This is a genomic window from Conexibacter arvalis, from assembly GCF_014199525.1.
In the GTDB taxonomy this organism is placed as follows: domain Bacteria; phylum Actinomycetota; class Thermoleophilia; order Solirubrobacterales; family Solirubrobacteraceae; genus Conexibacter; species Conexibacter arvalis.
Map to the genome: position 1 here is coordinate 1,442,685 of NZ_JACHNU010000001.1, position 26,513 is coordinate 1,469,197.

General features: G+C 68.9%; 25 protein-coding genes, 1 tRNA gene and 1 pseudogene. 11 read left to right on the forward strand and 16 right to left on the reverse strand.

Annotated elements, in window-relative coordinates; all coding sequences use genetic code 11:
* The first annotated feature begins 23 nt into the window (after positions 1-23).
* Positions 24-1,673 (forward strand): acetolactate synthase, encoded by a 1,650-nt coding sequence (locus BDZ31_RS06755; RefSeq protein ID WP_183340217.1) that lies wholly within the window; start codon positions 24-26, stop codon positions 1,671-1,673.
* Positions 1,674-2,030: 357 nt separating this feature from the next.
* Here BDZ31_RS06755 and BDZ31_RS06760 read toward each other — a convergent pair whose 3' ends face one another.
* Entirely contained in the window at positions 2,031-2,966 is a 936-nt protein-coding gene (locus tag BDZ31_RS06760; RefSeq protein WP_183340219.1) for a Ppx/GppA phosphatase family protein, read from the reverse strand.
* Between the two features lie 30 nt (positions 2,967-2,996).
* A complete protein-coding gene (locus tag BDZ31_RS06765) occupies positions 2,997-3,935 on the reverse strand; it encodes a 2-hydroxyacid dehydrogenase (protein WP_183340221.1) in 939 nt (312 codons plus the stop codon).
* Positions 3,936-4,036: 101 nt separating this feature from the next.
* Between BDZ31_RS06765 and BDZ31_RS06770 the strand changes: the two genes are divergently transcribed.
* A tRNA-Met gene (locus tag BDZ31_RS06770) sits at positions 4,037-4,110 on the forward strand.
* Here the strand turns inward: BDZ31_RS06770 and BDZ31_RS06775 are convergent.
* The 5 genes and pseudogenes from BDZ31_RS06775 to BDZ31_RS06790 form a co-directional block, all read right to left on the reverse strand.
* Positions 4,108-5,883 (reverse strand): recombinase family protein, encoded by a 1,776-nt coding sequence (locus BDZ31_RS06775; protein ID WP_183340223.1) that lies wholly within the window; start codon positions 5,881-5,883, stop codon positions 4,108-4,110. The genes BDZ31_RS06770 and BDZ31_RS06775 overlap by 3 nt on opposite strands.
* Positions 5,884-6,100: 217 nt before the next feature.
* Entirely contained in the window at positions 6,101-6,586 is a 486-nt protein-coding gene (locus BDZ31_RS06780) for an XF1762 family protein (RefSeq protein ID WP_183340225.1), read from the reverse strand.
* A 90-nt stretch (positions 6,587-6,676) separates the two neighbouring features.
* Entirely contained in the window at positions 6,677-7,738 is a 1,062-nt protein-coding gene (locus tag BDZ31_RS06785; protein ID WP_246344454.1) for a hypothetical protein, read from the reverse strand.
* Positions 7,739-7,951: 213 nt separating this feature from the next.
* Positions 7,952-8,026 (reverse strand): annotated as a pseudogene (locus tag BDZ31_RS25870) (SEC-C metal-binding domain-containing protein); the annotation flags it as partial.
* Between the two features lie 29 nt (positions 8,027-8,055).
* The gene (locus BDZ31_RS06790) at positions 8,056-9,660 is read right to left on the reverse strand and encodes a hypothetical protein (protein WP_183340227.1); all 1,605 of its coding nucleotides are present in this window, start codon (positions 9,658-9,660) and stop codon (positions 8,056-8,058) included.
* Between the two features lie 570 nt (positions 9,661-10,230).
* On the opposite strand from BDZ31_RS06790, the gene BDZ31_RS26185 reads away from it, so the two are divergent.
* Together BDZ31_RS26185 and BDZ31_RS06800 are read left to right on the forward strand one after the other, a co-directional pair.
* Positions 10,231-10,920 (forward strand): very short patch repair endonuclease, encoded by a 690-nt coding sequence (locus BDZ31_RS26185; RefSeq protein ID WP_183340229.1) that lies wholly within the window; start codon positions 10,231-10,233, stop codon positions 10,918-10,920.
* Positions 10,921-11,412: 492 nt separating this feature from the next.
* Positions 11,413-12,795 (forward strand): ApeA N-terminal domain 1-containing protein, encoded by a 1,383-nt coding sequence (locus BDZ31_RS06800; protein ID WP_183340230.1) that lies wholly within the window; start codon positions 11,413-11,415, stop codon positions 12,793-12,795.
* Between the two features lie 12 nt (positions 12,796-12,807).
* On the opposite strand, the gene BDZ31_RS06805 is transcribed toward BDZ31_RS06800, so the two are convergent.
* Positions 12,808-14,268 (reverse strand): type I restriction enzyme HsdR N-terminal domain-containing protein, encoded by a 1,461-nt coding sequence (locus BDZ31_RS06805; RefSeq protein ID WP_183340232.1) that lies wholly within the window; start codon positions 14,266-14,268, stop codon positions 12,808-12,810.
* Between the two features lie 315 nt (positions 14,269-14,583).
* On the opposite strand from BDZ31_RS06805, the gene BDZ31_RS06810 reads away from it, so the two are divergent.
* Both BDZ31_RS06810 and BDZ31_RS06815 read left to right on the forward strand, forming a co-directional pair.
* Complete coding sequence (locus BDZ31_RS06810) at positions 14,584-15,063, forward strand: hypothetical protein (protein WP_183340234.1); 480 nt, start codon at positions 14,584-14,586, stop codon at positions 15,061-15,063.
* Positions 15,045-15,464: a hypothetical protein gene (locus BDZ31_RS06815; protein ID WP_183340236.1), complete on the forward strand. Its 420-nt coding sequence runs from the start codon at positions 15,045-15,047 to the stop codon at positions 15,462-15,464. Before BDZ31_RS06810 ends, BDZ31_RS06815 begins: the two co-directional genes overlap by 19 nt.
* Positions 15,465-15,545: 81 nt before the next feature.
* Here the strand turns inward: BDZ31_RS06815 and BDZ31_RS06820 are convergent, their stop codons facing one another.
* The 6 genes from BDZ31_RS06820 to BDZ31_RS06845 form a co-directional block, all read right to left on the reverse strand.
* On the reverse strand, positions 15,546-16,298 hold the full coding sequence (locus BDZ31_RS06820) for a hypothetical protein (RefSeq protein WP_183340238.1): 753 nt from the start codon (positions 16,296-16,298) through the stop codon (positions 15,546-15,548).
* A gap of 508 nt (positions 16,299-16,806) precedes the next feature.
* Positions 16,807-17,034 carry a hypothetical protein gene (locus BDZ31_RS06825; protein ID WP_221242833.1) on the reverse strand — a complete coding sequence of 76 codons (228 nt, stop codon included), beginning with the start codon at positions 17,032-17,034 and terminating at the stop codon, positions 16,807-16,809.
* A gap of 2 nt (positions 17,035-17,036) precedes the next feature.
* Positions 17,037-17,321 (reverse strand): DUF4258 domain-containing protein, encoded by a 285-nt coding sequence (locus BDZ31_RS06830; RefSeq protein ID WP_183340242.1) that lies wholly within the window; start codon positions 17,319-17,321, stop codon positions 17,037-17,039.
* 414 nt (positions 17,322-17,735) lie between these two features.
* Positions 17,736-17,924 carry a hypothetical protein gene (locus BDZ31_RS06835; protein WP_183340244.1) on the reverse strand — a complete coding sequence of 63 codons (189 nt, stop codon included), beginning with the start codon at positions 17,922-17,924 and terminating at the stop codon, positions 17,736-17,738.
* 104 nt (positions 17,925-18,028) lie between these two features.
* A complete protein-coding gene (locus BDZ31_RS06840; RefSeq protein ID WP_183340246.1) occupies positions 18,029-18,280 on the reverse strand; it encodes a hypothetical protein in 252 nt (83 codons plus the stop codon).
* A 44-nt stretch (positions 18,281-18,324) separates the two neighbouring features.
* On the reverse strand, positions 18,325-18,714 hold the full coding sequence (locus BDZ31_RS06845; protein ID WP_183340248.1) for a hypothetical protein: 390 nt from the start codon (positions 18,712-18,714) through the stop codon (positions 18,325-18,327).
* Between the two features lie 53 nt (positions 18,715-18,767).
* Between BDZ31_RS06845 and BDZ31_RS06850 the strand changes: the two genes are divergently transcribed.
* From BDZ31_RS06850 to BDZ31_RS25880, 4 genes are all read left to right on the forward strand, one after another.
* On the forward strand, positions 18,768-19,187 hold the full coding sequence (locus BDZ31_RS06850; protein WP_183340250.1) for a MerR family transcriptional regulator: 420 nt from the start codon (positions 18,768-18,770) through the stop codon (positions 19,185-19,187).
* Between the two features lie 212 nt (positions 19,188-19,399).
* On the forward strand, positions 19,400-19,765 hold the full coding sequence (locus tag BDZ31_RS06855; RefSeq protein WP_183340251.1) for an ArsR/SmtB family transcription factor: 366 nt from the start codon (positions 19,400-19,402) through the stop codon (positions 19,763-19,765).
* A complete protein-coding gene (locus BDZ31_RS06860) occupies positions 19,762-19,905 on the forward strand; it encodes a hypothetical protein (protein WP_183340254.1) in 144 nt (47 codons plus the stop codon). The genes BDZ31_RS06855 and BDZ31_RS06860 overlap by 4 nt, the downstream gene beginning before the upstream one ends.
* A 3-nt stretch (positions 19,906-19,908) precedes the next feature.
* Entirely contained in the window at positions 19,909-20,517 is a 609-nt protein-coding gene (locus BDZ31_RS25880; RefSeq protein ID WP_183340257.1) for a methyltransferase, read from the forward strand.
* A gap of 254 nt (positions 20,518-20,771) precedes the next feature.
* Here BDZ31_RS25880 and BDZ31_RS06870 read toward each other — a convergent pair whose 3' ends face one another.
* Positions 20,772-22,079: a ferric reductase-like transmembrane domain-containing protein gene (locus tag BDZ31_RS06870; protein WP_183340259.1), complete on the reverse strand. Its 1,308-nt coding sequence runs from the start codon at positions 22,077-22,079 to the stop codon at positions 20,772-20,774.
* Positions 22,080-22,342: 263 nt separating this feature from the next.
* Here BDZ31_RS06870 and rph point away from each other — a divergent pair, with 263 nt between their 5' ends.
* Complete coding sequence (gene rph / locus BDZ31_RS06875) at positions 22,343-24,979, forward strand: rifamycin-inactivating phosphotransferase (RefSeq protein ID WP_183341053.1); 2,637 nt, start codon at positions 22,343-22,345, stop codon at positions 24,977-24,979.
* Here the strand turns inward: rph and BDZ31_RS06880 are convergent.
* Positions 24,976-26,382, reverse strand: coding sequence for a DHA2 family efflux MFS transporter permease subunit (locus BDZ31_RS06880; protein ID WP_183340261.1), 1,407 nt, complete (start codon positions 26,380-26,382; stop codon positions 24,976-24,978). The two genes, rph and BDZ31_RS06880, sit on opposite strands and share 4 nt — an antisense overlap.
* Positions 26,383-26,513 lie beyond the last annotated feature (131 nt).

Sequence of the window (26,513 nt, forward strand, 5' to 3'; positions counted from 1 at the left end):
GCCGCGCGGTTTAGCATCGGCCCATGTCAACGGACACGCAGCAGGAGACGCGGTTGCACGGCGGTCGACTGATCGCGCGCCGCATCAAGGCCCACGGCGTCACGAAGCTCTTCACGCTCTCCGGCGGTCACATCTTCCCGATCTACGACGGCTGCCGCGAGGAGGGCATCGACATCGTCGACGTCCGCCACGAGCAGACGGCGGCGTTCGCCGCGGAGGGGTGGGCGAAGGTCACGCGGACCCCCGGGGTAGCCGCGGTCACGGCGGGTCCTGGCGTGACGAACGCGCTCAGCGCGCTCGCGTCCGCGCAGTCGAACAACTCGCCGATGCTGATGCTCGGCGGTCGTGCGCCCGCGCTCCGATGGGGCCGCGGCTCGCTGCAGGAGATCGACCATATCCCGTTCGTGCGGCCGCTCGCGAAGCTGGCGACGACCCCCGACGGGACCGAGGAGATCCCCGGCCTCGTCGACGACGCCCTGCGCGCGGCGATGACGCCCCACTCGGGGCCGACCTTCCTCGACTTCTCGATGGATCACGTCTTCAGCGAGGCGGCCGAGCCAGAGAGCGACGCGAGACTGCTGCAGCCCCATCTCGGCCCCGGCGCCGACGGCGACGCGATCGAGCGCGCCGGGCGGCTGCTCCAGCAGGCCGAGCGGCCGGTCGTGATGGCGGGCACGAACCTCTACTGGGGCCACGGCGAGCAGGCGCTCAGAGCGCTCGCCGAGGAGCTGGGGATCCCGGTCTTCCTCAACGGGCTCGCGCGCGGCTGCCTCTCGGCCGACCACGAGCTGTTCTTCTCGCGGTCGCGCGGCGCCGCGCTGAAGGGCGCCGACGTCGCGCTGGTGATCGGCGTCCCGATGGACTTCCGGCTCGGCTTCGGCGAGTCGTTCGGCGCCGACACAGAGCTGATCGCGATCGACGTCGCGGAGCCGGTCCGCGAGCACCCGCGCGCGGTCGCCGCGGAGCTGTACGGCGCGCTGCCGGCGACGCTCGACGCGCTGCGCGTCGCGGCCGCCGGCGGTCCCGACCGCTCGCGCTGGCACGAGCAGCTGCGCGCCGTCGAGGAGGAGAAGCATGCGGCGGAGGCGGCCGAGCTGAACGACGAGCGCGCGCCGCTGCACCCGATGCGGCTCTACAAGGGGCTCGCCGAGGTGATCGACCGCAACGCGATCGTCGTCTGCGACGGCGGCGACTTCGTCTCCTACGCGGGCCGCGTCGTCGACTCCTACGAGCCGGGCTGCTGGCTCGACCCGGGTCCGTTCGGCTGCCTCGGCAGCGGACCGGGCTACGCGCTCGCGGCGAAGATGGCGAGACCGGAGCGGCAGGTCGTGCTGCTCTACGGCGACGGCGCCTTCGGCTTCGCCGGGATGGAGTACGACACGCTCGCGCGCCACGGCGTCGACGTCGTCGGCGTGATGGGCAACAACGGCATCTGGGCACTGGAGAAGCACCCGATGGAGTTCCTCTACGGCTACTCGGTCGCCGCCGAGCTGCGCCCCGCGACCCGCTACGACGAGGTCGTCAGATCGCTCGGCGGACACGGCGAGCTGGTCGAGCGTCCGCAGGACCTGCGCGGCGCGCTCGACCGCGCCTTCTCGGCCGGGGTGCCGGCGCTGGTCAACGTGCTCACGGACCCGACGGTCGTCTACCCGCGCAAGTCGAACCTGGCCTAGCGATCGTGGCCCGGCGCGCGTCGCGCCGGCGCGGGCGCGACGCGGTCCCACGCGACGAGACGACTCCGTACCCAAAAAGAGGAAACCGCCCGCATCATGCGGACGGTTTCCTCAAAGCGGCCCAATCAGGACGGGCAGGGGTACGTGCCTTGAAAGGGCCTATCAATGGTCCGGACGGCGGGAGGCGCCGTGTTCATGCGGCTTCGCCCGGACCTATGGGTCGGGCAGCCGACTCGCTTGCACGAACCCGATGCCCGACAGGCCGAGTTTGCCCGAGTGGTTCGAGCGCAAACAATCGAACATCCGTCCAGGTCGGTTTGGCACCTGAACCGCATCGGGTAGGGGTGGTGGTTTGCGCTACGGCCTGGCGCGCGCACGTTCCAGCAGCACTCCGTGGAGGATGTCATGTTCAGACACCTCGGTGCGCCGGAAACCGAAGGCTCGAAGGACCTCGATGAGGATCACGAGGCCGGCGACGATCACCGGCGCGCGATCGGGATGGAGGCCGCGGATCTGCTGGCGTGCGGTGAGCGGGAGCTGCGCCAGGCGGGCGAGTTGGAGCTCGGCCGTCCCGAGCTCCGCGACGTAGCCGTGGACGCGGGCGGGGTCGTAGGGCTCCAGCTCCTGGTCGATCGCGGCCAGCGAGGTCGCCGTGCCGGCGACGCCGATCGCCGCCTGCGCCCGCGAGCGCACCTCCTGCGGGACGAGCGCGTCGAGGATGCGGCGGATCTCGGCGGCGAGCGACTGCAGCTCGTGCGGGCGCGGCGGGTCGTGGCGGATGTGGCGCTCGGTCTGGCGCACGACCCCGGCCTGGGTCGTGACGTGGAAGTCGACGTCGCCGGCGTGCCCGACGACCAGCTCGGTCGAGCCGCCGCCGATGTCGTAGACGAGCAGCGGCGTCGCGTCGTCCGGGTCGCGGTCGTGCGTGGCGCCGAGGAACGTCAGCTGCGCCTCGCGCTCGCCCGCGATCGTCTGCGCGTCGAGGCCGTAGCGGTCGCGCACCTGGGTGGCGAAGTCGGCGCCGTTGGCGGCGTCGCGGACGGCGCTGGTGAGGACGGCGAGGCGCGCGTCGGCCGGGACCTCGGCGGCGTCGAGCGCGTCGCGGTAGGCGTCGAGCGTCGCGAAGACGCGGCCGACGGCGGCGTCGTCGAGGCGGCCGCTGAGGTCGACCCTGTCGCCGAGGCGCGTGACCTGCGAGCGGCGGTCGAGCTCGACGATGCGGCCGTCGGGCGCGACGTCCGCGATCAGCAGGCGGGTCGAGTTGGTGCCGATGTCGACGGCTCCGATGCGCATCCGGGCTGATCCTACGAGCTGGCGGTGCGGCTACGCGCGGGGTGCCGGGACGGCGTGGGGCAGCGGCTCGCCGGCGAGGCCGGCGAGGACGTTGCCGACGGCCAGCTCCGTCATGCGCCCGCGGGTACGGGTCGTGGCGGATCCGACGTGCGGCAGCACGAGCACGTTCGGCGCCGCCAGCAGCGGATGGTCGGCCGGCAGCGGCTCGGGGTCGGTGACGTCGAGCGCCGCGCCGCCGATCGCGCCGGCGTGGAGCGCGGCGATCAGCGCGTCGGTGTCGACGATCGGGCCGCGCGCCGTGTTGACGAGGATCGCGGTCGGCTTCATCCGCTCCAGCGCCGCCGCGTCGATCAGGTGGCGGGTCGCGGGCGTCAGCGGGACGTGCAGCGAGACGAAGTCGGAGCGCTCGAGCAGCTCGGGCAGCGGCGTGCCGCCCCGGCTGGTGCCCTCCAGGACCTCCATGTCGAAGCCCGCGGCCCGGCGCGCGACCGCCGCGCCGATGCGACCGGCGCCGACGATCCCGAGCGTCGCGCCCGCGAGGTCGCGGCCGAGGTGGCCGTCTGGCTTGAAGGCACCCCAGCGGCCCTCGGTGACGATGGCCATCGACTCGGGCAGGCGGCGCGCGGCGGCGAGCAGCAGCGCGAACGCGAGGTCGGCGGTCGCGTCGGTCAGCACGTCGGGCGTGTTGCCGACCGCGACGCCGCGCGCATGGGCGGCGGCGACGTCGACGTTGTCGTAGCCGACGCCGTAGTTCGCGACCGTTCTGATGCGCGGGCAGGCGTCGAGCAGCTCGCCGTCGACCGTGTCGGTCAGCGTGCAGAGCAGCGCGTCGGCCTCGCGCGCCCGCTCGAGCAGCGTCGCGCGGTCGATCGGCTGGTCCTCCTCCCACACGTCCATCGTGTGTCCGGCGGCGGGAATGCGAGCGAGCGCGCCGCCGGGATAGCGGCGCGTGACGAAGACGGTGGCCATCCCCGGATCGTAGGCCCGCGACCCCGTTCGCGCCGGTTTGGCACGCCGCCACGACCCCGCCCGCCACATCTCGAGCGAGTGCGCTAGAATCATTCGTCCGCCGCGGGGTGGAGCAGTCTGGTAGCTCGTCGGGCTCATAACCCGAAGGTCGCGGGTTCGAATCCCGCCCCCGCTATATACGAAATCCCCGACCTGCCCTCTCGGCGGTCGGGGATTTTGTTTTTCCGGGACCAGCTCCGGCGTGATCGTAGCCGCGAGCGTCAGCGTCCGATTGGGCTTGTCGTAGGCGACGTTCACGTCGAACGCCTCGAAGATCTCGGCAAGCTCCTCGGGGTCGGCTGCGCGGAGCGTCGGCCGTAGGTCCGGGATGGCGTCGAGCATCGCCTCGATCTCGGCGGGATCGGGACCGTCGGGACGCTGTTCGGCGAGCACGGCGAGCGCGTCGTCGATCTCGACGCGGCGGCTGCTCAGCTCCGCGATCCGCTCCTTGGCGACCACGACGACGGGGTGGTGGGGGTCGTCGTGCTCTTCGAGGCGAAGCGTCTGCCGGTAGAGAGCGCGGTCGACCTGTTCGCGCTCTCTGCGCAGCGCCCGCGCCTGCTCGTCGTGCTCGGCGCGCGGCCCGTCGGCGGCCCACGAGTTGCTTGCGCAGGAGCCGCAGCCGCTCAGGGCCGAACAGTTGACGACCCATGAAGTCGATCAGGTGGTCGAGGATGTCGGACTCTCTGATGCCGAGCGCGCGCGGATGGCCGGCTCTGTCGGCGGCGATCCCGCCGCGCGTCCAGACGAAGCGGCAGCGGTACCAGTTGGCGTGCCTCTGGTGGCTGCCCTCCATACGGCGTCCGCACCGCGCGCAGCGGACCCGGCCGCGCAGCGGGTAGAGGCGGCCGGCGCGGCGGCCTGTGCGCTGCGGGTACTCGACTTGCGCTCTGCGGCCCGGCTGGATCGTGTTGCGCCGCGCGCGGCCGTCGACCTCATCGAACAGCTCTCTCGGCACGATCGGCTCGTGGGCGGGTTCGGCGCTCCAGGCCCACTGCTCCTTGGGGCGGATCAGCGGTCGGCCGCGCCGCTTGTCGTGGCGGTTCCAGACGTTGAACCCGGTGTACTTCGGATTGCGCAGCATCGACTGGATTTGCGCCTTGCTCCACGTCTGCGGAAGGTCGTTGTCGTCCTTGCGGTTCCGCTGCGGCGGCGGATAGCGGTCGAGGTCGCGGTTCAGCCGGTCGCAGATCTCGCCGATGCCAAGCTTCCGCACGACGTACCACGAGAAGATCATCAGCACGATCGGCGCGCGCTCGGGATCGGGAACGAGCCGGTGCTTCTTCTTGCCCTCGCGCGCTTTGTGTGGGTTGGGGTGGCGGTGTGGTTCGAGCGTGTAGCCGTAGGGGACCGGTCCGCCCGTGTGCCAGCCCTGCTTGACGCTCTTCTCCATACCGCGACGGCTCTTCTCCATCAGGTCGCACACGTACCACTCGGCGACGCCCTGCTTGACGCGGCGGGTCAGGATCGCGGTCGCGTTGGCGACCATCGGCTCGTCGGAGGCGAAGAGGCCGATGTCGAGGTGTTCGAGTTCGCGCTCGATACCGGTAGCGTCGGCGGTCATGCGCGACAGGCGGTCGATGCTCTCGACGATTACGGCGTCGAACGAGCGGCCCTTCGATGCGTCCGCGCGCAGGTCGGCGATGCCGCCGTCGCGCCGGACCGGCACGCCAAACGGCGTGCTGTTGGCGCCGCGTCCCCGCGTCAAGAGTTCCTTTCTGCCGCTCTCGATGTCCCAGTAGAACGCGACGATCGTCCCGCCGACCTCGCGCACGACCCGCTCGCAGGCGGCGAGCTGGCGCGGGATCGACAGCGACGGGTCCTGCTGGTCCTCGGTCGAGACGCGCCCGTAGAAGGCGTATCTGACGGTGGCCGGTGCGATGGGGGTGGGCGAGACGATGACGCTCATGTCCACCATCTAGATCAAGGTCGCCGTGGTCGTCGCAAGATCGCAGCCTGACCTGGCTGCTCCCGCGCCGCACGCCGAAGCAGGCGCAGGATCACCCGAACCTGCCGACCGCGCTGATGGGCGTCGGCCGCCTTCAAAGGGCCGATCTCGACGCGCAGCTCAGGGCAACCGACGGCGGCCCGCTCTCCGTCGGCGGACGGCACATCTCGCTCGGCCGTCACGTCGGCAGCTCCCAGCGGCATCTGTAGCCGAGCGGGTGGGTGTCGGCGGCTCTGCGTCCGCCGCTGCTCCATCTGCCGCCGCCGGCTCTGTCGGTGACGAGCTTGAAGCCTGCCGCACGCAGCGAAGCGCCGCCCTCCTCTCTGAGCGTGTAGGTGATGACGTTGCGGTACCCGAGCGCCTTCGCGGCTCGCCACGCGGCGCGCAGGAGCATGGAGCAGGCGTTGGGCGTGCCGTCGGTGCAGACGCGCCGGACCTCGGCGGTGAAGCCGTCCTCGAGCTTGCGCGCGACGGGACGGCCGAGGATCGCGACGCCGCACAAGCGGTCATCGGCCTTGACGGCGACGACGCAGACGCCGGCGGCCACCGGGCGGTTGTGACGATGGTGCTCGGCGACGAAGGCGTTCGCCTCTCTGAGCGAGGTCGGAACGATCGCGAGGCGCGGTCGATCGTCGTGCGAGCGAGCGGATCGATCTTTCGTCAATGGGTGGTTGGCCGGCGAAGGCGCATCCCATCGACGAAACGTCTATGGCTCGGTGATGGCGGTACAGCGGCGCCGGGCGCCGCTTTGGTTTCAACCTGGCCAGAGTCTTCGCGCAGCGGCAAGCTCCTTTTCGGAGAAACCGAAGTCTCCGGAGACAGCCACGACAGTGGTGTCCCAAGGGCGTCTGAACCGTACGCTCGGAGTCAGCAGGAGGCCGACGGTCATCAGCCCATCGACATCTCTAGTTGCGGCAAGAACGTCGTGGTGCCGGAGTTGCACCCAGGTGCGGAAGCCGGCCTGGATGTTCTCGTCGTGAGGGTGCGAGCAAGCGCCAAAGCCGAGATGGGCGTGACCAGCTGCACCACGGATGCTTCTCAGCCGCCACAGTATGCCGCCGCGATCGTCGGTGCTGACTTCCTGGAACGCTCTCAGGACGAAGCGACCGAAACCGGTCCGTTCGCCTACGGGCAGTCGGTCGAGTTCGGCGAGGACTCTCAACCGGTCCTCGATGCTCATTCTCTCGGCGAGCGTCGTCGCGAAATCCTCGAAGAGGGTGCGAACGATTCCGTGGGCGTTGCGGTCATCCGATGCGGCAGGAAGAAGCGGCAGCACCGGGGAGTGAATCGGTGTTCCGTTCCCGACAAGTTGCGGGTCGAGTCTCGTCGGGAGCGCGTCATGGTCCGCGAGCGCGAGTTCGTGATAGCGCACCGGTTCGGACCCGAGTACCGCCGGTTCATCCGCGACTCGTTCCAGGTAGCGCACGACTGCGTTCGTCGACTTGAGCTGATCGAACAGAAAGTCCCAGTCACGCCGCAGCAGAACGACAGCGGGGTGCTTCGAGCCGGTCAGCGTCGGCGTGACGTCGTCTGGCGGGTCGGCGTGATCGAGCACGACCACGACGAGCCAGCGGTACTCCTTGCCGTCGACCCGCATGGACGCCCCGCGCAGGTTCGTCAGCTCCGTCGGTTGCAGACACAGGCGGCGGATACTGCCGTTGCCCTGCCCCAAGCCTTCGATGGCCTTCTTTTCGAGCCAGCGGCGCTCTTTTTCAGGGTCCGAGGAGGGCGTCTCGCGGCTCTTCACCTGAACCGCCACGCCGAGGTCGCCAACCAACAGCGTGCCATCGCCGAGTTCACGAGTGCCCGAGCCCACGGAAGTAAGTTGGGGCTGAAACACGAAGTCGGGAAGACCCCATACTGACGCTGCGTCGTGCGTCGCAATCTCGGCGGCAAGTCCCTGTCTGACATCTCCACGCAGCGGTGACGCGCTTGGGATGTGTCGTACGAGCGGGCCGCGAGGCGTCTCTACCACCAGAGTGAGTTCGCCTTGATCAGACGAAGCCGTGGCCGGCGCCTCATCTTGGTCCAAGCAGCACCGCTTGTATTTTTGGCCGCTCCCGCAGGGGCAGCGGTCATTGCGTCCAGCACGCCTCTTCGTCACCGGGCCATGATCCCAAGCGGCTCGGAGGGTCAGATTTCCTCGGCCGCGCTGGGCTCGGGGGCGGCGGCTGCGGCGGGCAATGCTGGCAGGTCCCCGAGAAGAAGTCGGGTGCCGCGCCTCTGGTCACTCAGCAGTTCGGGGAAATCGGAGTAGAGCCGTCGAAGAGCAGCCACGGCGGTTTCGGTGGCGATGCGTCGCATCTTCGCCAACGAGGTGTTGGCTGGGAGCTGCGCGCCGTGCACAACCTTTGAACGGCAGTTGTAGACGGCTCTGAAGGTTCTGAGGGCGACTGCGCGTCTCGCCGGGTCCGTTTCGAGGAGTAACGCGAGTGCGGCAGTCACCCGGAAGGTGGTCTCGTTCTCGGCCCCGACGAGGTTCTCCCACACCATCACGGCGTCGATAAGGCCGTCTTCGGCGTCGTCGCGGGCGAGCGAGCTGAGGAGACGACGTACCGAGATCGCGACTGACTCGTGGTGGTGCTGGCGGAGACGGCTGGCGAATCTCTCGATGGCGACGATCTCCTCGTCGGTGAGGACGTTCGAGCGCCAGCCGGTCCCGCGTTGGAGCGCGCTAGGAAACCCGTTGCGCAAACCGAGCGGGTAGAGCGTGATGGGGTAGAGGACCGTTGCCGAGCAGGGCACTTCTCGCTCGGGCGCGACGACGCAAGCGAACGCGGCAAGTTCGGCTGCCTGAACGTCCGGATGCTCGTTCCAATGCTCGGGGTTGAACTTCATGCCGCTGCCCGGGGGTTGCACGACGACGAGCCCAACCTGTCGGGTGCGTTGGAGCATCACGGTCGACCGACCGGCGGTCATGTCGTTGGGGACGGTTGCCTTTTCTCGTGCGTGCGGCGGTCGAAGGATTCCGTACGTGTTCAGGTCGGCACGCTGATCTTCAGCGAGCCCAACGCCACGAATGACAACGACGACGGGGATGTTTCGCCGTCTCCCCGCAGCGAGATCGCGAAGCTCGTCGATGTCGTGCGCGACCTGCTCGTAGAGCTCTCCTGGCGTGAGCGTTCCGCCTCTCGCGATGACGCGCTTGGTTGATGTCTCCAGGACCCGTAACGGGAGTCTCCAGGCGTCGAGCTGTTCCCCGACTCCGTCTAAGGTTTCGACATTCGCGCGGCGACCTGCGTCATCGGTGGGGCGGTCGTCGGAGGGGATGAATCTCAACTCGTATGCGAGCAGGCTTACCGCGTTCGAGAATGCTGGCGCTGACTCGGCGGCTGTCGCCAGCGCTTCTCTGTGAACCTCGACGTAGAGGCCGGGCCAGCGCGCGAGAAGGCCCGGATAGAGGTCACGCGCAAGCTCGAACAGCGCCCGCACCAGTTCGTCATCGGTGTCAGGGCACTCATGTGCGAGGCCGGTGAACCGCTCTCGGGCCGCGACGGCTCGGACGTCCCCGTTGTCATCTCGCGCCACCGCCTGGGCGATGAGATCTCGATGACTGTCGAGAGCAACGTCGCCCGTCAGCTCGAAGGCATCATGAAGCGCACGTCCTTCATCGTCGCCCAGGGCGAAGGGCTCGTAGGCCAGGACCGAGACAAGAGCAGAGCGTTCGATGCCGAGCACCCAGGCTGGCAGTTCCCACCCGACACGGCTCCCCAGGACATTGAACACGCGCTCGTCCATCGGGGGAGGACCGTAGCGGCATCAGTTTCGCTGGGCGCCAGCAAAGCGGTATCCCGCGTCAGCGCAGGGAGTCGGCGACGCCGCGCGGACTAAGCCAAGCAGAGGCGTCTGCCGATTCGGCGACCATATGACGACGCGAAGCCGAGCCGTTCTCGGACCGGTGAGAGCGCCTGCGATCCCCTCCGCCCGTCGTTCGCCCGGTGCAGCGAACAGCACCTGCGGGTCGGCGTCGGCCAGCTCTGACCGTGCGATCGCCTTACCGTCGGCGCAGGAACAAGATTCCGACTGTTCAGTCAGGAGTTGCGTCGTGTGACTGATGAGGGCTCTCGCCCCTCGCGGATCTCCTGTGTCATGGTCGTGACGATCCCTGCTGCCAACGATCGCACGCGGTAGCTCGCGTGACCGGCTCGCGCACTGTCATCGAACGCCGCCGCGAGTGAAAGCGATGGAAGAATTGGCCGGTTGACGGCCGAGACGCGAGGCAACCGGAAGCCCGCAGAGCGGAGGTGATGCGGCGTCGTTTGCAGCAGTTCGTTTGCTCGCCTGAGAACGACCACGCAGTTCAACAACGTGACGACGGGCTGTTTCACACACCCCTATTACGACCGGGCGCTCACCGCGCGAGAAGCCGCCCGACTTCAGACTTTTCCTGACTGGTACGACTTCGTCGGAAACGCTTCGTCGGTTTGTCGCCAGATCGGCAATGCGGTTCCTCCACTCCTGGCGCATGCCTTGGCGTCTGCCATCGCCCGCGCAGTACTCGGCGAGTCGGATGCAGAGCGGCTGCACCCGAAACCAAGACCCATTAGGCCCGCGTCAAGGCTTCCGGCCCCGCCCGCGTTGGACAGCGCGACACAGTTGCGCATGAAGCGGCAAGCAAGACGCGATACGAAGCCCGAGATCCTGTTGCGCCAAGCGCTCACACGTCGAGGGCTGCGATATCGGATCGATCATTCGCCAGTCCCGGAGGTTCGGTCCAAGGCGGACGTCGTCTTCCAGCGCGCGAGAATCGCCGTGTTCGTCCACGGCTGTTTCTGGCACGGATGCCCTGAACATTCGCGACCCACGAAGTCGAATACGAAGTGGTGGGCCGACAAAATCGCGGCAAACCGCAGACGCGATGCCGAGACGACTGCGGCGCTCACAGCCGCGGGGTGGACGGTTGTGCAGGTTTGGGAGCACGAGCAGCCAGAGGACGCCGCGGCACGCCTCGCGGCACTGGTGCAACAAGCTGACGAAGCTGTCAGCTGCGCGTCGTAGCTCGTTCGCGCCCGTAGATCGGCTGGGGCGGTCAGCGTCGGCGGGCACGTTGGAGGCTCGGTGTCTCCGGACCACAAGGATTGCTAGCGTCGGGACGCCGGAACCTCGTTGAGCCGTTGGCACTCACGAACCGAGCCCGTGGCGAGCCCCCCACGCTGCTCACCCTCGAATCTCGATGTGGTGGTGCCGAACGTGGGTTTGACCCCCGTCGCTCCCGCGACCTACGGCAACTCGCGGACCTCGACGAACCGGTAGCCACGGTCAGGGATATCCGTCAAGAACCCGCCTCGTAGATGGATCTGCGACCGCACAGCGTCAGCTAAGCGCTCTCATCCTGGCCCTGGGCGGACGTGCGGCGAGCGCGCAGCGTCTCGATCATCGTCAGGTCGGACTTGTCGTAGTCGACGTTCACGTCGAAGGCTCTCCAAGATCTCGGCAAGCGTCTCGGACTGGCGGCGCGTCCGTCTCCCGTCTGCAGATAGCGTCCCTTGGGTGGTCAACACCCATGAATATCGGGGGCGTTGGTGGGTGCCTAGCGACGAAGCCAACCAGGTGGCTGGGACGCTCACGATTGCCAAGGGTGAGGCATCTCTGGAGCTGATCGGGCATTTCGGTCACCAGCTGCTTTCCGAGACCGAACAGCAGAAGGTCTACTCGTTCGACTTGGCCGAGCACCCACGCCTCGTGGGACTGACCACGAGTGGGAAGCCGGTCACGCTTGAGGGCCATCAGGCTGCTGCCTACACAGAGAGCTGGCCGGGGGTCCCGACCGCCACCTACAGATGGAAAGTCGCGCTCATTGGCAAGAAGTTCGTCGATGCGGAAGAGATCGGCTTTGACGAGATCGCTCTCCAGGTCAGCGATCTCAATAGCTGGACTCAGATGTCGGGCTTCAAGACTCAGCTCGGTATGGAGAAGCACGAGAAGGGCTACACAGTCCCCGCCAGCGTCGAGGTCCGCTACGAAGTGCCCGACGACATCGAGATCCCGTTGGCTCGCGGAGAGAGAGCTTTCATACGGTTCAGGGCGACAAGTCAGGGCCTCGGCGCACGAACGGACGCTATCGCGCTCACGCAGCAAGCATCGCTCCACCTTCGGTTTCGTCGGCGCGCGAGCCTGAGAGAGGTCTTCACCCGCGTCGCCGAGTTGCGCAACTTCTTCACGTTTGCCGCCGGTCGTCCTAGCACCATCCTTGCCGTCACGGGGTTCCAAGACGACTTCGTACGCGCCCAGGCAGACGAGCCAATCCCTATCGAGATCTTGTGGGGCATCCCGCACAATCCCGATCCTCCCTCCAAGCGTCGCGATCCATCGGAGATGCTCTTTCCGCTCGCCGAGGCGACCCCGGACATCTCGACCGTGATGAGAAAGTGGTTCGCACGACAGGCCCGCCTCGAGCCGGTCTTCAACCTCTTCTTCGGGACCCTTCACCACCCCGATCTCTACTTGGAAGTGCGCTTCTTGTCCTACGCACAAGCGGTTGAGACATACGACTTCCGGCGTCGACGCCAGCCTGGGAACAAGACGCTGGCTGAACGCGTGCGCGACGTTCTCGATCAGTGCCGGACGGTCTCAGCGCAGATCGTCGGCTCGACATCCGCTGACCAAAAGGCGTTCATCGCCGCCTTCAAGGACGCTCGGAACTACTACACCCACTACAACCCCAAGCTCGAAAGGCGAGCAGCCCGCGGCGCTGCGCTTGTTCTGCTCACGATCCAACTCCAGGCCATCATCGAGATGTCGCTGCTCCGGCAGCTTGGCTTCCGCGCCCGATCGATCGACGCCATCCTTGCGCGCGTGCGCCGGTACGAGAAGATCGAACAGTTCAGACAGATCCTCGCCGAGGCGCAGGCGCCCCAGCGTCGCTCGATCTAGGTCACGCTGCCGTCAGGATGTGGTGACCTCCTCCTCGAAGTGCTCAAGGAGTTCGGTCGCCAAGGCGAGGACGAGTGGGTCATCGGCGTGTCGGGGGATACCTTGCAAGATCGCCTTGGAGAGGTCTCGGAGAGGGTCTCGCTGCCATGAGGCCAGCCACGGATCGCCCGCAGGCTGGAGGCGTTCGAGGCCGTTGGGTCTTGGCAGGCGATCGAGCCGTTCTTCAGTCTGGACTGCAACGCGCTCGACCTGCTCGGCCGTCCACGGCTTGATCTGGGCCTGGATGATCCGTGGGCTGAGGAGCGCGACGCGCTTGTACTGGTCTGCGGACGTGATCCCGATCTCCCCATCGCGGCGCAGCCATTCCTCGACTTCAAGCGCTCGGACGAGTTCGGCAGCTTGGGCGTCGAGTTGGGGCTTGGCGATCGCCGCAAAGCGCCATCCGAACTGCCCCAAGGCTCGCTGAAGGCGATAGGAGGCTGCGAGCAACCGGTCGTCCACGAACGCAGTGGCGTGATGATGAGCCGCTCGTCGCGCCTCAGCTATGCAGTGTTCAGCGCATCCGTCGGTCTGGGAAAGCAGAACGGCGGCTCCCATGCGCACGGCGCGCAGACCGAACCACATGCGTGTCTCGTTCTCGCCAGTCGGCGTAGTAGCTCGCTCGATCTGGTCGAACTCGCGCACGCGCACAATCGGCGCCGTGCGGCGGACGATCTCTGCGGTGTCCTCGATGTTGCGCCAACTGGCGACTGGAGCTGGCCCGTCGAGATGCTGTGCCTGGCGCCACATACCGGCCTTCTCTGTCGCGGCACGCCCTGCGTTGTGAATACGCTCGCGGGCCTCGTTTCGAATTTGGCGCCGGCGCTCGACTACGGCCGGTCGGACCTCCTCGACCATCGACTTGACCTCGGCGACCGTCTGATTCAGCGCTTCGAGGTCAACCTGCGCCTCAAGCGCATTGCGCAGGTGACCGAGATGCAACTGCCGGCCGCGCTCGGCAACGCGTGGTGCGCCCAGCCAAGAGAAGACCTCGTCAAAGCGCTCAGCAAGTTGCGACTTTTGCACGTCGAGCACCGGCGTCGTCCACTCGGGGGTCGTCACATCGAACATGCCGAGTCGCGTGCCGTCACACAAGACGATGAGCGGGACTGCGATCCGCGGGTCGGTCGCGTAAGACCATGCTTGGCCGAGATGTTCGTCCGCGAACAGATTTTCTTGCGGCCGTTTGGCCTCGATGATCCACAGTCGTCGGTTGAAGACCGTCGGGACGAAGTCGATTCTGTGCCGCGAGGAGCCGAGCATTCGGACCGGTGGGTCCAAGATCAGCTGGGTCTCGCGCAGAATGCGATGGCGAGTTCCGAGCCCGTAGCCGAGAAGACGCAGCAGCGGCTCGATCCAATCGCCTCGAATCTCTTCCTCGTTGCGGCCTGAAAAGTTGTAATCGGCGAGGAGCTGTAGATCAGAAGGAGCCACGGCGGGATGGTACGTCAGGCGGACGACCAGACTCCAGGGAGCCGCACCGGTCGTGATCGGTCCGCGGCCATAGGGCGCTTGAATCTCGGTCCGAGGTGGAAAGTGGAGTCTTGGAGTCCTGCTCCGTTCGCGAGCTCAGGGCAGTTCGATTGCTTCCACGAACCGGTAGCCGGTCGCGGGATGGTGTTCAGAACCCGCCCTGTAGATGCGCCTGCGACGTCAGACGACTCGTGGTAGTTGGCGTGGAGAGAGGCCGGCACAGTGGTCTGTCCGCGAGCCGGCGCGCCTGACTGCGCCGGACGGCAACCTATGGACATGATTGATCCACATGCGGAGGACGATGCCACGCGGACGTTGGGCGAGCAGCAACTCCGCAACGCCCGAAGCGATGCTCGTCTCGGCCATGGACGCGAGGCGATCGTCGCCGACTGGTGGGGAGCGGTCGAGGCCGCCGAGCGAACCCGAACGACCGCGATCAACAGCATCTACGAGATGGCGCAGACTTCTTTGGACAGACCCGATGACTCACCGGGTTCCGAGTCTTATGCCAGGTGGGAGCGTGCCGAGCTCGCGCGGTTCGATTTGGCGGCCGACAACGTCGAGTTGAATGCCATGACCCTGATCGCCCTGCTGAGCGCGCTCGATGCACTCGTGGAGGCGATCGTTCCCAGCGCACGCGAGGCTATTGTGCGCATGCATTTCGCTGAGCGCGTCAGAGTCGTAAAGAGGAGCAGCCGGAGCTGTTCACTCGCGTCAACGACGAGATGCACCAGGCGATGGCCGACGCATTCGTGAAGGTGATGATCGAGCAACTGCCCAAGAAGGCCCGGCAACCGCGCCCTGCCGGGGCTGGCTCTCAGCGGTGGGAAGAGGCGCTTCGGCACATCCGTCTTCATGCTCCCGACGCCCGTCCGATCCCCGATGATCTCGATGAGGCGCTGTGCGAGGCCGTGATGATCCGGAACGCTCTGGTGCATCGCGCGGGGCGAATCAGCGAAGACGACCTGACGACGGCGCCAAGCCTGCGCGTTCGCTACGAGGATGGGCAACTGATCCGTGTTACGCGACTGGACTTCAGAGCCTATTCCGCGGCCATCGTGGCCTACGGATCCGAGGTGATCTACCGCCTGATGGGGTCGCTCGCCACGCCCGTAGACCTGTCGGCCTGGAGAGGCTACGCCGCCCTCAACACCTGAGCGAGAGAGCCTCAAACAGAGCCTCCACGTAATGGGAAATCCGACCGTCCGGGCAAGCGATCCCAGTGTCGATTGCCCGATCTACCATCCACGTCCGTCGCGTTCATCTTGGAGTCCGACGACGAGGGACGTCTGCTGAGTTGGGTCGGAGCGTAGGGCGCGATCCTCGAGCCAGTCGCACCAAGCCTCGATTCGGGTGCGCTCGGCGGACTCCAGGTCGGGGATCCTCCTACGGAGGGCAGCGGCGTATTTGACCAGTTCCTGAGATTGGCGCCAGGCAGCGATTTCCGCCGTCGCCCGAGCGAGGCGTGCCTCCTCAATACGGGCCATACGTGCGCGTTCCACGCGAATCCGTTCCTGTCGCTCCCATTCCTCGCGCTGTCGGCGCGCATGCTCGGCTGCGAGGTCATCGGCGATGACGCGTTGTTCCAATACCTGGAAGATCTGATCCAACGCGTCGTTGAGCGAGCGGGGGCTATCTGTCCACATCGCTCGGCCGCCGCCATAGCCGGTTGGCAGCACGAGGCGAAGTCTGCCCGTGGCCTTCTTGCGCTTGTGCTGGACTGGGGGCATCTCGTGGGCGCGACGCTCCCTGTCCCACGTGTACTCGTTGCGCCAAGCGTCGATTTCCTGCTGCGTGAAGGGAAGGGTTTCGGTCTCTTCGTGGACTTCGATGGGGTACCGGTGCTCACCGACCACGATGGCGATGCCCGGGTGCGACCCGTGCCCCTCCTTTGTGTAGGGCTGGACGTTCCAGCCACGTCGAACGGCGCCTGCGGTAAGGCTATGCGCGAGCAACAGCGCTCGTTGAAGCCGATCGCGAGTGACGAACATCCGGACGAGGCCGGAACCGTTGATGGCGAGCCGGCCGTCTGGACCGGGCCGCCGGCCGCGCGCTGCTTCTCTGGTGGCACGGATTAGACGGTGCGCCCCACGGAGGTCGGCAGCAATCGGGTCGGTGCGAGCCGGCGCATCAGCAAGCGTGCCCTCAGTCTCGTCTGCCTCGACTGGAGGCTGCGCGTGAGAGGGCTGGGGCGGGTGGTTGGCGGCTCTCGTGGTCGGGAGTTCTGCTGGCCCGGTCGGAGCCGCTTCCGGTGCGCTGTGCTGACACGGCGGAGATCCGAGGATTGCGCGCCCGGCAGGCGTGATGGTGGCGCGCCACGTACGTCCCCGGCCCGAGATTCGGACGAAGCCGCGGCTTCGGAGTGCGGCGGCCGAGATGCGATGCGTCGACCCCTGCATGTGCCCTTCTGGACAGCCGTCGGCCACCCATCTAAGGACCTCGAGTTGGGCTGCGTTCAGCGACTGGTCCATCCGAACGCGTGCGCAGCGCGATGCGCGGTCAGGCGCTGCGCAACAGCGAGCTGATGACCTCGGCGGGGCGCTGTCTGCGGCGCGCGGCGAGCTGTTGCAGGCGCTCCGCGTCTTCGCCCTCGACGCCCACGACGATGGTCAGCTTGGCGTCGGGGTCGCCAGGGTGTGCTTCGACGTAGCGCGGATCGATCGCGTCGAGGTCGGCGTCGAAGTCGCCGGGCTGCGGGTCGGGGTCTGTCCAGGGATCGCGCGCCATGTTCACCTCGGAATGAGTCTACGCTCGCGCGGAGAGGATTCCCAGCCGGTCACGATCAGCCAGGTGGTCGGGTCGATCGTGCGCTCGACGACGAGCGTCAAAGCGCGCCCGCCGTTCGTTCGGCCGACGACGATCCGTCGCTTGCCGGGCGGCTCCTCGCGAGGATTGCGGACGATCGTGTGGGCGTTGCGCGGGAGCTGACGCGCTTCGTCGGTCGTGATGTCGCGGGCACCGAGCTTGGAGATCGCGGCTTCGGTCGCGAGCAGTTCGACGATCGCGTCGGGCATTGCACAGGTCTAGCGAAGACAGGAGCGGCGGTGCGCCACTCGGCGATCACGCCAGTTCCCGCACCTCGACGAACCGGTAGCTGCGGTCGGGGATATGCGTCAAGAACCCGCCCCCGCTATGAATCGAAGGCCCTGCGAGAGCGGGGCCTTCGGCGTTGTAGGAGTGGTTGAGGCGGCGCGCTCAGCTTTTCGATGTGTCGGGTCGCGAGGCGATCGCGCACGCCCAGCGCCGCTGCCATTCCCCTGCCCGGTTCCTCGGCGCGCAGCTCGGCGAGGAGGTCGGCGTCTACGTCGATCCGCGTGGTGCAGCTGACCGCACATGGGATCACGTAACGCTCGTCGCGGCGATGTCGCGGCATTCTGCGCGCACCAACCGGATCCGACCCCAGCACCCGCGCTACTTCGAGTGATGCGTCAGCGGGCGCTGGTGGCTGCTGACGAGCTGCGCCCGTCATGTGCGGCGACGATGTAGACGGCGTCGTCTGTCTCGTCGTGGAGGTAGATGAGGATCAGCCAGGGCCAAGGGCCGATGATGAAGCGCGTGCCTTTCCAGGCGCCGGTCAGCGCGCGGCCGGCGAGCCGGAAAGGCTGGAGGGTGCGCACGGAGGTCTGGATGCGTCGGAGTGCGTTGGCGGGCAGGCCGAGCGTCTCGATCAGCTCGCCGAGATCGGCGACGGCGTGCGGCGTGACGATGACGCGGACCTCGGCTACGCGAGGTCGTCGAGCGAGGTGCCCTCGCCGCGCCGGGCCTGCGCGATGCCCTCTTGCGTGCGCTCGTACGCGCCGGGGGTGCCGTCGAGCAGTTGGACGATGTGCGCGGCGTCGGGATCGGCGCCGTCGAGGGCGGTCGACAGCAGGGACTTGGCGAGCGTGCCCTTTTGAACGTGCATCCGTTCTGCGAGTCGGGAGAGCTTCTCCGAATACTCGGGATCGAGCGAGACGTTGATCCGGCTGGCCATGAGGATCACGCTAACGGAAGCCGCTCCCGTCGTGACCGTTGTCCTCACCCGGGGCCGGCGCGCAGCCCGAGCCGCCGAGGCACTTCCGAGGGGCAGGGTCTACAAGGTGCGCGCAAGCGGCTCGCGAAGGCGTCGGCGAGCTCGTCGAGCATCGTCCGGGCGGCCGCGTCGGCGGGAGAGGTGATCGTCAGCACGATTGCGTCGGTCTCGTCGTGGAGGTCGAACGAGAGGAAGCCGCAGCAGCGGGACTCGGCGGCGACGATCGCGGCCAGCTTGTCGCGGGTGTCCTGGGAGGCGCGGAAGCGCAGCGCGGCGGTCGTGTCGGTGCGGTCGGCGGTCAGGAGCGCGGCGGCTCCGATCGCTCGCATCTCGGCGAGCCGCTTGGGCATCTCGGCCGCTGACAGCGAGCAGGCGATGGGGGCGTGAGTGGTCATGCGGCTACTGTGGGGGTTGAAGTCGTGTTGAAGTCAAGGCGGTGATCTCGGAGATGGATGACGCGCTCACGATCGGCGACGTCGCCAGGCAGGCCGGCGTCAAGACCTCGGCGATCCGCTACTACGAACGCGTCGGCGTGCTGCCCGAGCCCGACCGGATCGCCGGCCAGCGCCGCTACAGCGCCGAGACCGTCCGCCGCCTTCACGTGATCGACGTGGCCAAGCGCGCCGGGTTCTCGCTCGACGAAGTGCGCGAGCTGCTGGATAGCGACCGCGCCTCGGACGCGCTGCGCGAGCTGGCGCGGCGCAAGCTGCCCGACGTGCGGGCGCTGATCGAGCGCGCGACCGCGATGCAGGCGTGGCTGGCGACGGCCAGCAGCTGCGGCTGCCCGACGCTCGAGGTGTGCGAGCTCTTCGGCCCGAACGCCGCCGGACGCCCTGCAGCGGCCGACCGCGCGGCGCTCTTCCGCTGACCCGCGTCGGCGGATGGCGAACGCACGCCACGCTGGGTGCCGCGACCGCGCTGGGAGGCGGCTGGCTCGCGCGCGAAGCCGCCGCCCGTCGCGACCGGCGGCGACTTCGAGCGCCGGTGCGATGAGCCGACCATGCCGCGGTCGCTCCCATGTGAAGGCGCGACCGTCTACCCACACATACAAAGGTTTGTTTGTATGTATCATCGACGTCGATGGCCGCGGAGCCTGACACCTGCGACCTGCTGTGCCTCGACGTGCCGAAGGCCGAGCGCGTGCGCGCGTCGATGCCGTCGGTCGAGGAGCTGGAGCGTCGCGCCGCCGCTGCGAAGGCGCTGGGCGACCCGACGCGGTTGGGGCTTGCCGTCGCCCTCGGCGAAGCCGGCACGGCATGCGTCTGCGACCTCGCGTGGATCGCGGGGCGCAGCGAGCGGCTGGTCTCCCACCACGCCCGTCAGTTGAAGGCGGCCGGCGTCGCGCGCTCGCGGCGTGAGGGGAAGATGGTCATGTACGAGCTGACCGAGCATGGCGCGGCGCTGCTCGCGACCGTGCTCGGACATCGGGACGAAGCGGTCCGGTGAGCGGTCCGATCGAGCTGCCGATGGCGCCGTTCGCGCTCGTCACGCGTGGGCTCGCCGTCTCCGCCGACCTGGGCATGTCGCGGCCCGTCACGCTCAACGGCGTGCGGCTGCTGCGCCGCAGCCGCGACCGGGAGGCGTGAGCGGTGGCCGCACTCGCGCTGATCCTCTACGTCGCCTATCTCGCGCTCGCGTTCGGGCTGCGGACCGTGATCCAGCTGCGTCGCACCGGCGCGACCGGCTTCCATGGCATCGGCGGGCGCCCCGGCTCGCCCGAGTGGATCGCAGGCGTCTGCTTCGCGCTCGCGCTCCTGCTCGGCATCGCCGCGCCGATCCTCGCGCTCGCCGGCGCGGTCGAGCCGATCGCAGCGCTCGACACCACGGCGCTGCACGCGGCCGGCGCCGTGCTCGCCGTCGCCGGGATCGTCGCGACGCTGCTGGCGCAGTTCGCGATGGGCACGAGCTGGCGGATCGGCGTCGACCCCGCCGAGCGCACCGCGCTTGTCACAACCGGCCCGTTCGCGCTCGTGCGCAACCCCATCTTCGCCGCGATGCTCCCGACCGCACTCGGCCTGACCCTGCTGGTCCCCAGCGTCATCGCGCTGATCGGCCTCGCCGGCCTCGCGGTCGCGCTCGAGTTGCAAGTCCGAGTCGTCGAGGAGCCGTACCTGCGCAGCGTCCACGGCGACGCGTACACCGCCTACGCAGCCCGCGTCGGCCGCTTCGCGCCGCGCCTGGGCCGGCTCGATCGCTGAGCGCCGGCCAATCCCCGCACGCCACGAACCGGTTCCCGGTCGCGGGTCGGTGTTCAGAACCAGCCCCTCGCCGAGTCGAAGTCCGACGGCGCGCGGCGTGATGACGCTCCTGAAACGCCCACCGTCGTCGGCATCTCAGGCGGTCCGACGGTCAGCTCTGCGCCGCCGCGAAGACGAGGCACGCGACGAGGATCAGCGCGGCGATCAGCCAGACCAGTCGGACGATCAGGGTGTGTCGCATGGGGATCGCTCGCTCATGCCATGTCGAAGCGTTCGGTGTGGACTCGCTCGGCGGGCACGCCCAGCTCGGCGAGCGCCGCCTCGGCGGCGTCCATCATCGCGCCGGGGCCGCAGATGAAGTACTGGAACCGCTCGAAGGAGCGTGGGAGGTGGCGGCCGAGGACGTCGGCGGTGATGTAGCCGGTCTCGCCGTGCCACTCGGCCGGCGGTCGCTCGAGCACGTGGACGAGCGTGAGGTCGAGCCGGTCGCGCAGCCGGTCGAGCTCGTCGCGGAAGGCGACCTCGTCCCACGCGCGGTTGCCGTAGAAGAGCAGCACCGGGCGCACGTCGTCGCGGTCGGCCAGCGTCCGCAGCATGCTGATCAGCCCGGAGATGCCGACGCCGCCTGCGATCAGCACGAAGCCCGGCCCCTCGTCCTGGTCGATCGAGAAGACGCCGTGGGGGCCGTCGACGTAGGCCGTCGTCCCGGGCTCGAGATGCTTGACGGTCGAGGTGAAGTCGCCGAGCGCCTTGATCGCCACCTCGACCTCGCCGGTCTCGGCGCTGGAGGAGAACGAGAACGGGTGCTGCGTCAGCGAGAACGGCGAGCGGTCGAACGTGAACCACGCGAACTGGCCCGGTTGGAAGCGGAAGTCGACGCCGTCAGGCGGCGACAGGCCGACGACCGTCGTGTCGCCGCGCTCGGCGCGCACCCCCGCCACCCGCCACGGTCTCGCCGCCGCGCGGCTCGGCTTCACCAGCCGCACCCAGATCAGCAGGCACAGGAACGCTGCCGCCATCGCGCCCCACAGGAGCTGCTTCCACAGCGCGCTGACGTACTCGTCGACGAAGTAGATGTGCCCGACCGCGCCGACGATCAGGACCGTCGCGAGCACCGCATGGGCGACGTGCCACGCCTCGTAGGAGAGCCGCAGCTGTCTGCGCCAGGTCGACGAGGCGACGAGCAGCACGAGCGCGAACAGCGCCGCCATCCCGAACCAGACGAGCAGCGGCGCGCGCAGGGCGTTGTGCAGCGTCAGCGCGTCCCAGCGCGCCGACAGCGCGAAGTGGGTGAGCACGAACGCGAGGCCGACGTAGCCGATCTGGCGGTGGAACTGCAGAAGCCCGTCCTGGCCGAACGCCGATGCCACGGTCTGGAACCGCGCGACGAGCGCGAACTCGAGCCCCAGCATCGCCAGCCCGGTGAAGCCGAGCGCGACGGAGAAGTCGGTCCAGAAGTCGTGGTCGGGCTGGCTGGCGCCGATCGCGGCGAACACCAGCGGCGCCAGCACGACGCCGAGGTAGACGAACGTCCAGGCGATCGCGCGGGCTGCGAGCGTCACGTGCGCCTGCCGATGCGCCTAGCCGACCGGAACCGGGCGGTGAAACGAGTCAATCACGCCCCGCGAGTATCGCACAGCGAGGGCTGATGCATCGGTTTTCTGTCGTTCGGCGCAGATCGCGCACGCCAACCCCCCTGCGGCCCCCGCCACATCCAAAGTATCGCCGGTAGGGGGGCTTGATTCAAGCCCCCGGGTGTGCTCCATACTCGCTCGCCGCACAGCGACGAAGGAGCGACGGAATGGGCACGAGCGAGCATGCGGCGATGGTGACTGGAGGCGGTTCGGAGACGGCGGACTCGCCTCGCGCCGACGCCTACGTGTTGGACTTCCACGAGATCGACGCGACGCAGGCGGCGGTCGTCGGCGGCAAGGGCGCGCACCTCGGCGAGCTCTCGCGGATCGACGGCATCGACGTGCCGCCTGGCTTCTGCGTGACGACGGCCGCCTTCCGGCGGATCCTGGCCGAGGCTCCGTCGATCGGCGATCGCCTCGACCGGCTGTCGCGGCTGGACCCGGACGACCGCGAGGCGATCCAGACGCTCAGCGCGGAGGTTCGCCGCACCGTCGAGGAGACCGCGGTCCCCGACGACGTGACGGCGGCGATCGCCCTCGCGCTCGCCCGGCTCGACGAGCATGCCGCCTACGCCGTCCGCTCGAGCGCGACGGCGGAGGACCTGCCGTCGGCCTCGTTCGCCGGCCAGCAGGACACGTACCTGAACGTCGTGGGAGCGGCGGCGATCGTCCGGCACGTCAGCCGCTGCTGGGCCTCGCTGTTCACCGAGCGGGCCGTGACCTATCGCCTGCGCAACGGCTTCGACCACAGCAAGGTCGAGATGGCGGTCGTCGTCCAGCGGATGGTCTTCGCCGACGCGGCCGGCATCCTCTTCACCGCCGACCCCGGCACCTCCAACCGCAAGGTCGCCTGCGTCGAGGCGAGCTTCGGCCTCGGCGAGGCGCTCGTCTCAGGCCGCGTCAACGCCGACAGCTACCAGGTGCGCGACGGCGCGGTCGTCGCCAAGGCGGTCGGCGACAAGCAGCTCGCCGTCCGCGCCCTGCCGACCGGCGGGACGGAGGAGCGGCCGATCGACCCGGCGCAGCGGGAGCGGCCGGCGCTGACGGATGCGCAGGTCGTGCGGCTCGCGCAGCTGGGCCGGCGGATCGAAGCGCGCTTCGGCCGCCCCCAGGACATCGAATGGTGCCTCGTCGACGACGGCTTCCAGATCGTCCAGAGCCGACCGATCACCACGCTGTTCCCGATCCCCGACGTCGGCGACGGGAAGAAACACGTCTACGTCTCCGTCGGTCACCAGCAGATGATGACCGACGCGATGAAGCCCCTTGGGCTCTCCCTCTGGCAGCTGACGGCCATGCCGCGGATGTACGAGGCCGGCGGGCGGCTGTTCGTCGACGTCATCCAGCACCTGGCCTCGCCGGCGATGGGCGACGCCGTCGTCGAGGCGCTGGCGACCTCCGACCCGCTGATCGGGGACGCGCTGCGGACGCTCGTCGAGCGCGGCGACTTCGTGCCGTCGCTGCCAGACGAGGATCCCGTGAACGTCCCGCCGCGCGAGGCGCCGGCCCCGGTCCCGACCGATCCGGCGATCGTCACCGAGCTGATCGAGCACGGCGAGGCGTCCAACGCCGCCTTGGCACGCGAGATCCGGTCGAAGTCCGGATCGGCGCTGCTCGACTTCATCGTCGAGGACGTCCACGAGCTGAAGCGGATCCTCTTCGATCCGCGCAGCTACCAGGTGTATGCGGGAGCGATGGATGCCGCGAGCTGGCTCAACGACCAGCTGCGCGAGTGGTTGGGCGAGAAGAACGTCGCCGACACGCTCACGCAGTCGGTCCCGCACAACGTCACGTCGGAGATGGGGCTGGCGCTCCTGGACGTCGCCGACGCGGTCCGCCCGCATCCCGAGGTGGTGGCCTTCCTGGAGGAAACCGAGGACGACGGCTTCCTCGACGAGTTGCCCGGCCTCGCGGGCGGGGTGGAAGCGCGGGCGGCGATCGTCGCCTTCCTCGATCGGTACGGCATGCGCTGCGTCGGCGAGATCGACATCACGCGGCCCCGCTGGAGCGAGCGCCCCAGCACGCTCCTGCCGATGATCCTCGGCAACGTCAGGAACTTCGAGCCGGGCGAGGCCGAGCGGCGCTTCGAGCGGGGGCGGCGGGAGGCGCTGCAGAAGGAGCAGGAGCTCCTCGAGCGCTTGCGGGCACTGCCGGACGGGGAGCGGAAGGCCGAGGAGACCAAGCGCAAGATCGACCGCGTGCGGACCTTCATCGGCTACCGGGAGTATCCGAAGTACTTCATGGTCAGCCGCTACTTCATCTACAAGCAGGCTCTGCTCGAAGAGGCCGAGCGGCTCCTGCGCGCCCGGGTGCTGCGCGAGCGCGACGACATCTTCCACCTCTCCTTCCAGGAGCTCGACGAGGCCGTCCGCGGCGGCAACGTCGACGACGAGCTGATCGCGCGGCGCAAGGAGGCGTTCAGGTCGTACCAGGCGCTCATGCCGCCGCGGGTGATCACCTCCGACGGCGAGGTCGTCGTCGGCGAGTACCGGCGCGACGACGCGCCGCCCGGCGCGTTGCTCGGTCTGGCCGTCTCCGGCGGGACCGTCGAGGGGCGGGCCCGCGTCATCCTCGACCCGGCGAAGGCCGAGCTCGAACCGGGCGACATCCTCGTCACCGCCTGCACCGATCCGAGCTGGTCCCCGCTGTTCCTCGCGATTGGCGGCCTCGTGACGGAGGCGGGCGGCCTGATGACCCACGGCGCCGTGATCGCGCGGGAGTACGGCCTGCCGGCCGTCGTGGGGGTGGAGCGCGCGACCACGCTGATCCGCGACGGCCAGCGGATCCGCGTGCACGGGACCGACGGGTACGTCGAGATCCTCTCCTAGCGCTCGCGCCGGCGACGACCCGGGAGCAGCGGCGCGCTCAGCACGCCCAGCGCGGCGACGACGCCGACGGCGGCGAACGCCGTGCCGTGACGAGGTGCGGCGTTCGCGTCGTCGCCCAGCAGGACGGTGGCGACCGCGATGCCGACGGCGCCGCCGATCTGGGAGCTCATGAACGTGACGGCGCTCGCGCGCGCCGCGCTCCGCGGCGGCACCGTCCCGTAGACGGCGCCGAGCACGGAGCCGCCCGACACGCCGAAGCCGAGGCCGGCGACCGCGAGTGCGATGGAGAGCGGGACGTGCGCCGTCGTCGCGTCCGCGAGCGCGAACGGGACGAGCGCGACCGCGTACACGGACAGCCCGATCGCGACCAGGCGACGCACCCCGTGCGCGGCGACGAGCCGGCCGCCGAGGTTGAAGCCGGCGGCCGCCCCGAGCGCCTCCGGGACGAGCAGCGCGCCCGCCTCCAGAGGCCCCGTGCCGTGCGCCTGCTGGAAGAACAGCGGCACGAGGAACAGGAGCGGGTAGAGGACCGTGCCGTGCAGCAGGTTGGCCCCGGTCAGCGCGAGGAAGCCGCCGTGGCGGAAGAGGCCGAGGTCGACGACGGCGCGGGATCCGCGCCGGCGCGCCCAGCGCAGGTAGGCGAACGCCAGCGCGAGCGCGCCGCCGAGGCTCGACACCACGGCGGCCGTGCCGAACCCGTGCTCGGCGGCCTGCGAGAAGCCGAGCACGAGGGCGGCGGCGGCGCCGGTCAGCAGCGCGATCCCGAACGCGTCGATCGGCGCCGGCGCGCCCTCGCTCCCGCGATCGTCGGGGACGACGCGCAGCGCGCAGACGATCAGCGCGAGCCCGAGCGGGACGTTGACGAGGAACATCCACTGCCAGGCGAGGCGTTCGAGGATCACGCCGCCGACCAGCGGTCCCAGCGCCGGTCCGAGCATCAGCGGCACCCCGACCAGGCCGACCATGCGGCCGGCGCGCTCGCGGCCCACGGCACGTGCCAGCACGGTGAACATCGTCGGCTCGAGCGCACCGCCGCCGAGACCCTGCAGCGCGCGGAACGCGATCAGCGACTCGGCCGACCAGGCGAGCGCGCACAGCGCCGAGCCGGCGACGAACAGCATCAGCGCGCCGACGAAGACGGTGCGGCCGCCGAAGCGGTCGGTCAACCAGGCGGCGGTCGGCATCGCCACCACGAGCGCGAGCAGGTACGCGGTCGTCGCCCACTGCATCGTCGCCAGCTGCGCGTCCAGCTCGCGCGAGAGCCGGTCGATCCCGACGTTGACGATCGACGCGTCGAGCAGGGCCAGGATCGGGCCGACGACCATCACCGTCAGCAGCGACAGCGTGCGAGCGTCGAAGCGATCGCCCGGCGCGCGGCCGGGCGTCAGGGCGGAGGGAGCCATCTTGGAGCACCTCAATGTCTGAGGGCGTCCTTGACCTGTCTCCGAGGCCGAGCGTCGCGGATGCCTCCGCTGCAACGCCCCTCGACCCCGGCAAGCCGCCGTGGCGGCCCGCCGATGTGACGCGCGTTCCT

What these genes read in the sequence shown, in the direction of transcription:
- BDZ31_RS06765 (WP_183340221.1), bottom strand. Translation starts at nt 3,935, where the DNA reads ATGGCCACCGTCTTCGTCACGCGCCGCTATCCCGGCGGCGCGCTCGCT.
- BDZ31_RS06755 (WP_183340217.1), top strand. Translation starts at nt 24, where the DNA reads ATGTCAACGGACACGCAGCAGGAGACGCGGTTGCACGGCGGTCGACTG.
- BDZ31_RS06845 (WP_183340248.1), bottom strand. Translation starts at nt 18,714, where the DNA reads ATGACCACTCACGCCCCCATCGCCTGCTCGCTGTCAGCGGCCGAGATG.
- BDZ31_RS06880 (WP_183340261.1), bottom strand. Translation starts at nt 26,382, where the DNA reads ATGGCTCCCTCCGCCCTGACGCCCGGCCGCGCGCCGGGCGATCGCTTC.
- BDZ31_RS06820 (WP_183340238.1), bottom strand. Translation starts at nt 16,298, where the DNA reads ATGTTCGTCACTCGCGATCGGCTTCAACGAGCGCTGTTGCTCGCGCAT.
- BDZ31_RS06825 (WP_221242833.1), bottom strand. Translation starts at nt 17,034, where the DNA reads ATGGCGCGCGATCCCTGGACAGACCCCGACCCGCAGCCCGGCGACTTC.
- BDZ31_RS06810 (WP_183340234.1), top strand. Translation starts at nt 14,584, where the DNA reads ATGATTGATCCACATGCGGAGGACGATGCCACGCGGACGTTGGGCGAG.
- BDZ31_RS06760 (WP_183340219.1), bottom strand. Translation starts at nt 2,966, where the DNA reads ATGCGCATCGGAGCCGTCGACATCGGCACCAACTCGACCCGCCTGCTG.
- BDZ31_RS06790 (WP_183340227.1), bottom strand. Translation starts at nt 9,660, where the DNA reads ATGGACGAGCGCGTGTTCAATGTCCTGGGGAGCCGTGTCGGGTGGGAA.
- BDZ31_RS06830 (WP_183340242.1), bottom strand. Translation starts at nt 17,321, where the DNA reads ATGCCCGACGCGATCGTCGAACTGCTCGCGACCGAAGCCGCGATCTCC.
- BDZ31_RS06840 (WP_183340246.1), bottom strand. Translation starts at nt 18,280, where the DNA reads ATGGCCAGCCGGATCAACGTCTCGCTCGATCCCGAGTATTCGGAGAAG.
- BDZ31_RS06815 (WP_183340236.1), top strand. Translation starts at nt 15,045, where the DNA reads ATGGCCGACGCATTCGTGAAGGTGATGATCGAGCAACTGCCCAAGAAG.
- rph (WP_183341053.1), top strand. Translation starts at nt 22,343, where the DNA reads ATGGTGACTGGAGGCGGTTCGGAGACGGCGGACTCGCCTCGCGCCGAC.
- BDZ31_RS06775 (WP_183340223.1), bottom strand. Translation starts at nt 5,883, where the DNA reads ATGAGCGTCATCGTCTCGCCCACCCCCATCGCACCGGCCACCGTCAGA.
- BDZ31_RS06855 (WP_183340251.1), top strand. Translation starts at nt 19,400, where the DNA reads ATGGCCGCGGAGCCTGACACCTGCGACCTGCTGTGCCTCGACGTGCCG.
- BDZ31_RS06850 (WP_183340250.1), top strand. Translation starts at nt 18,768, where the DNA reads ATGGATGACGCGCTCACGATCGGCGACGTCGCCAGGCAGGCCGGCGTC.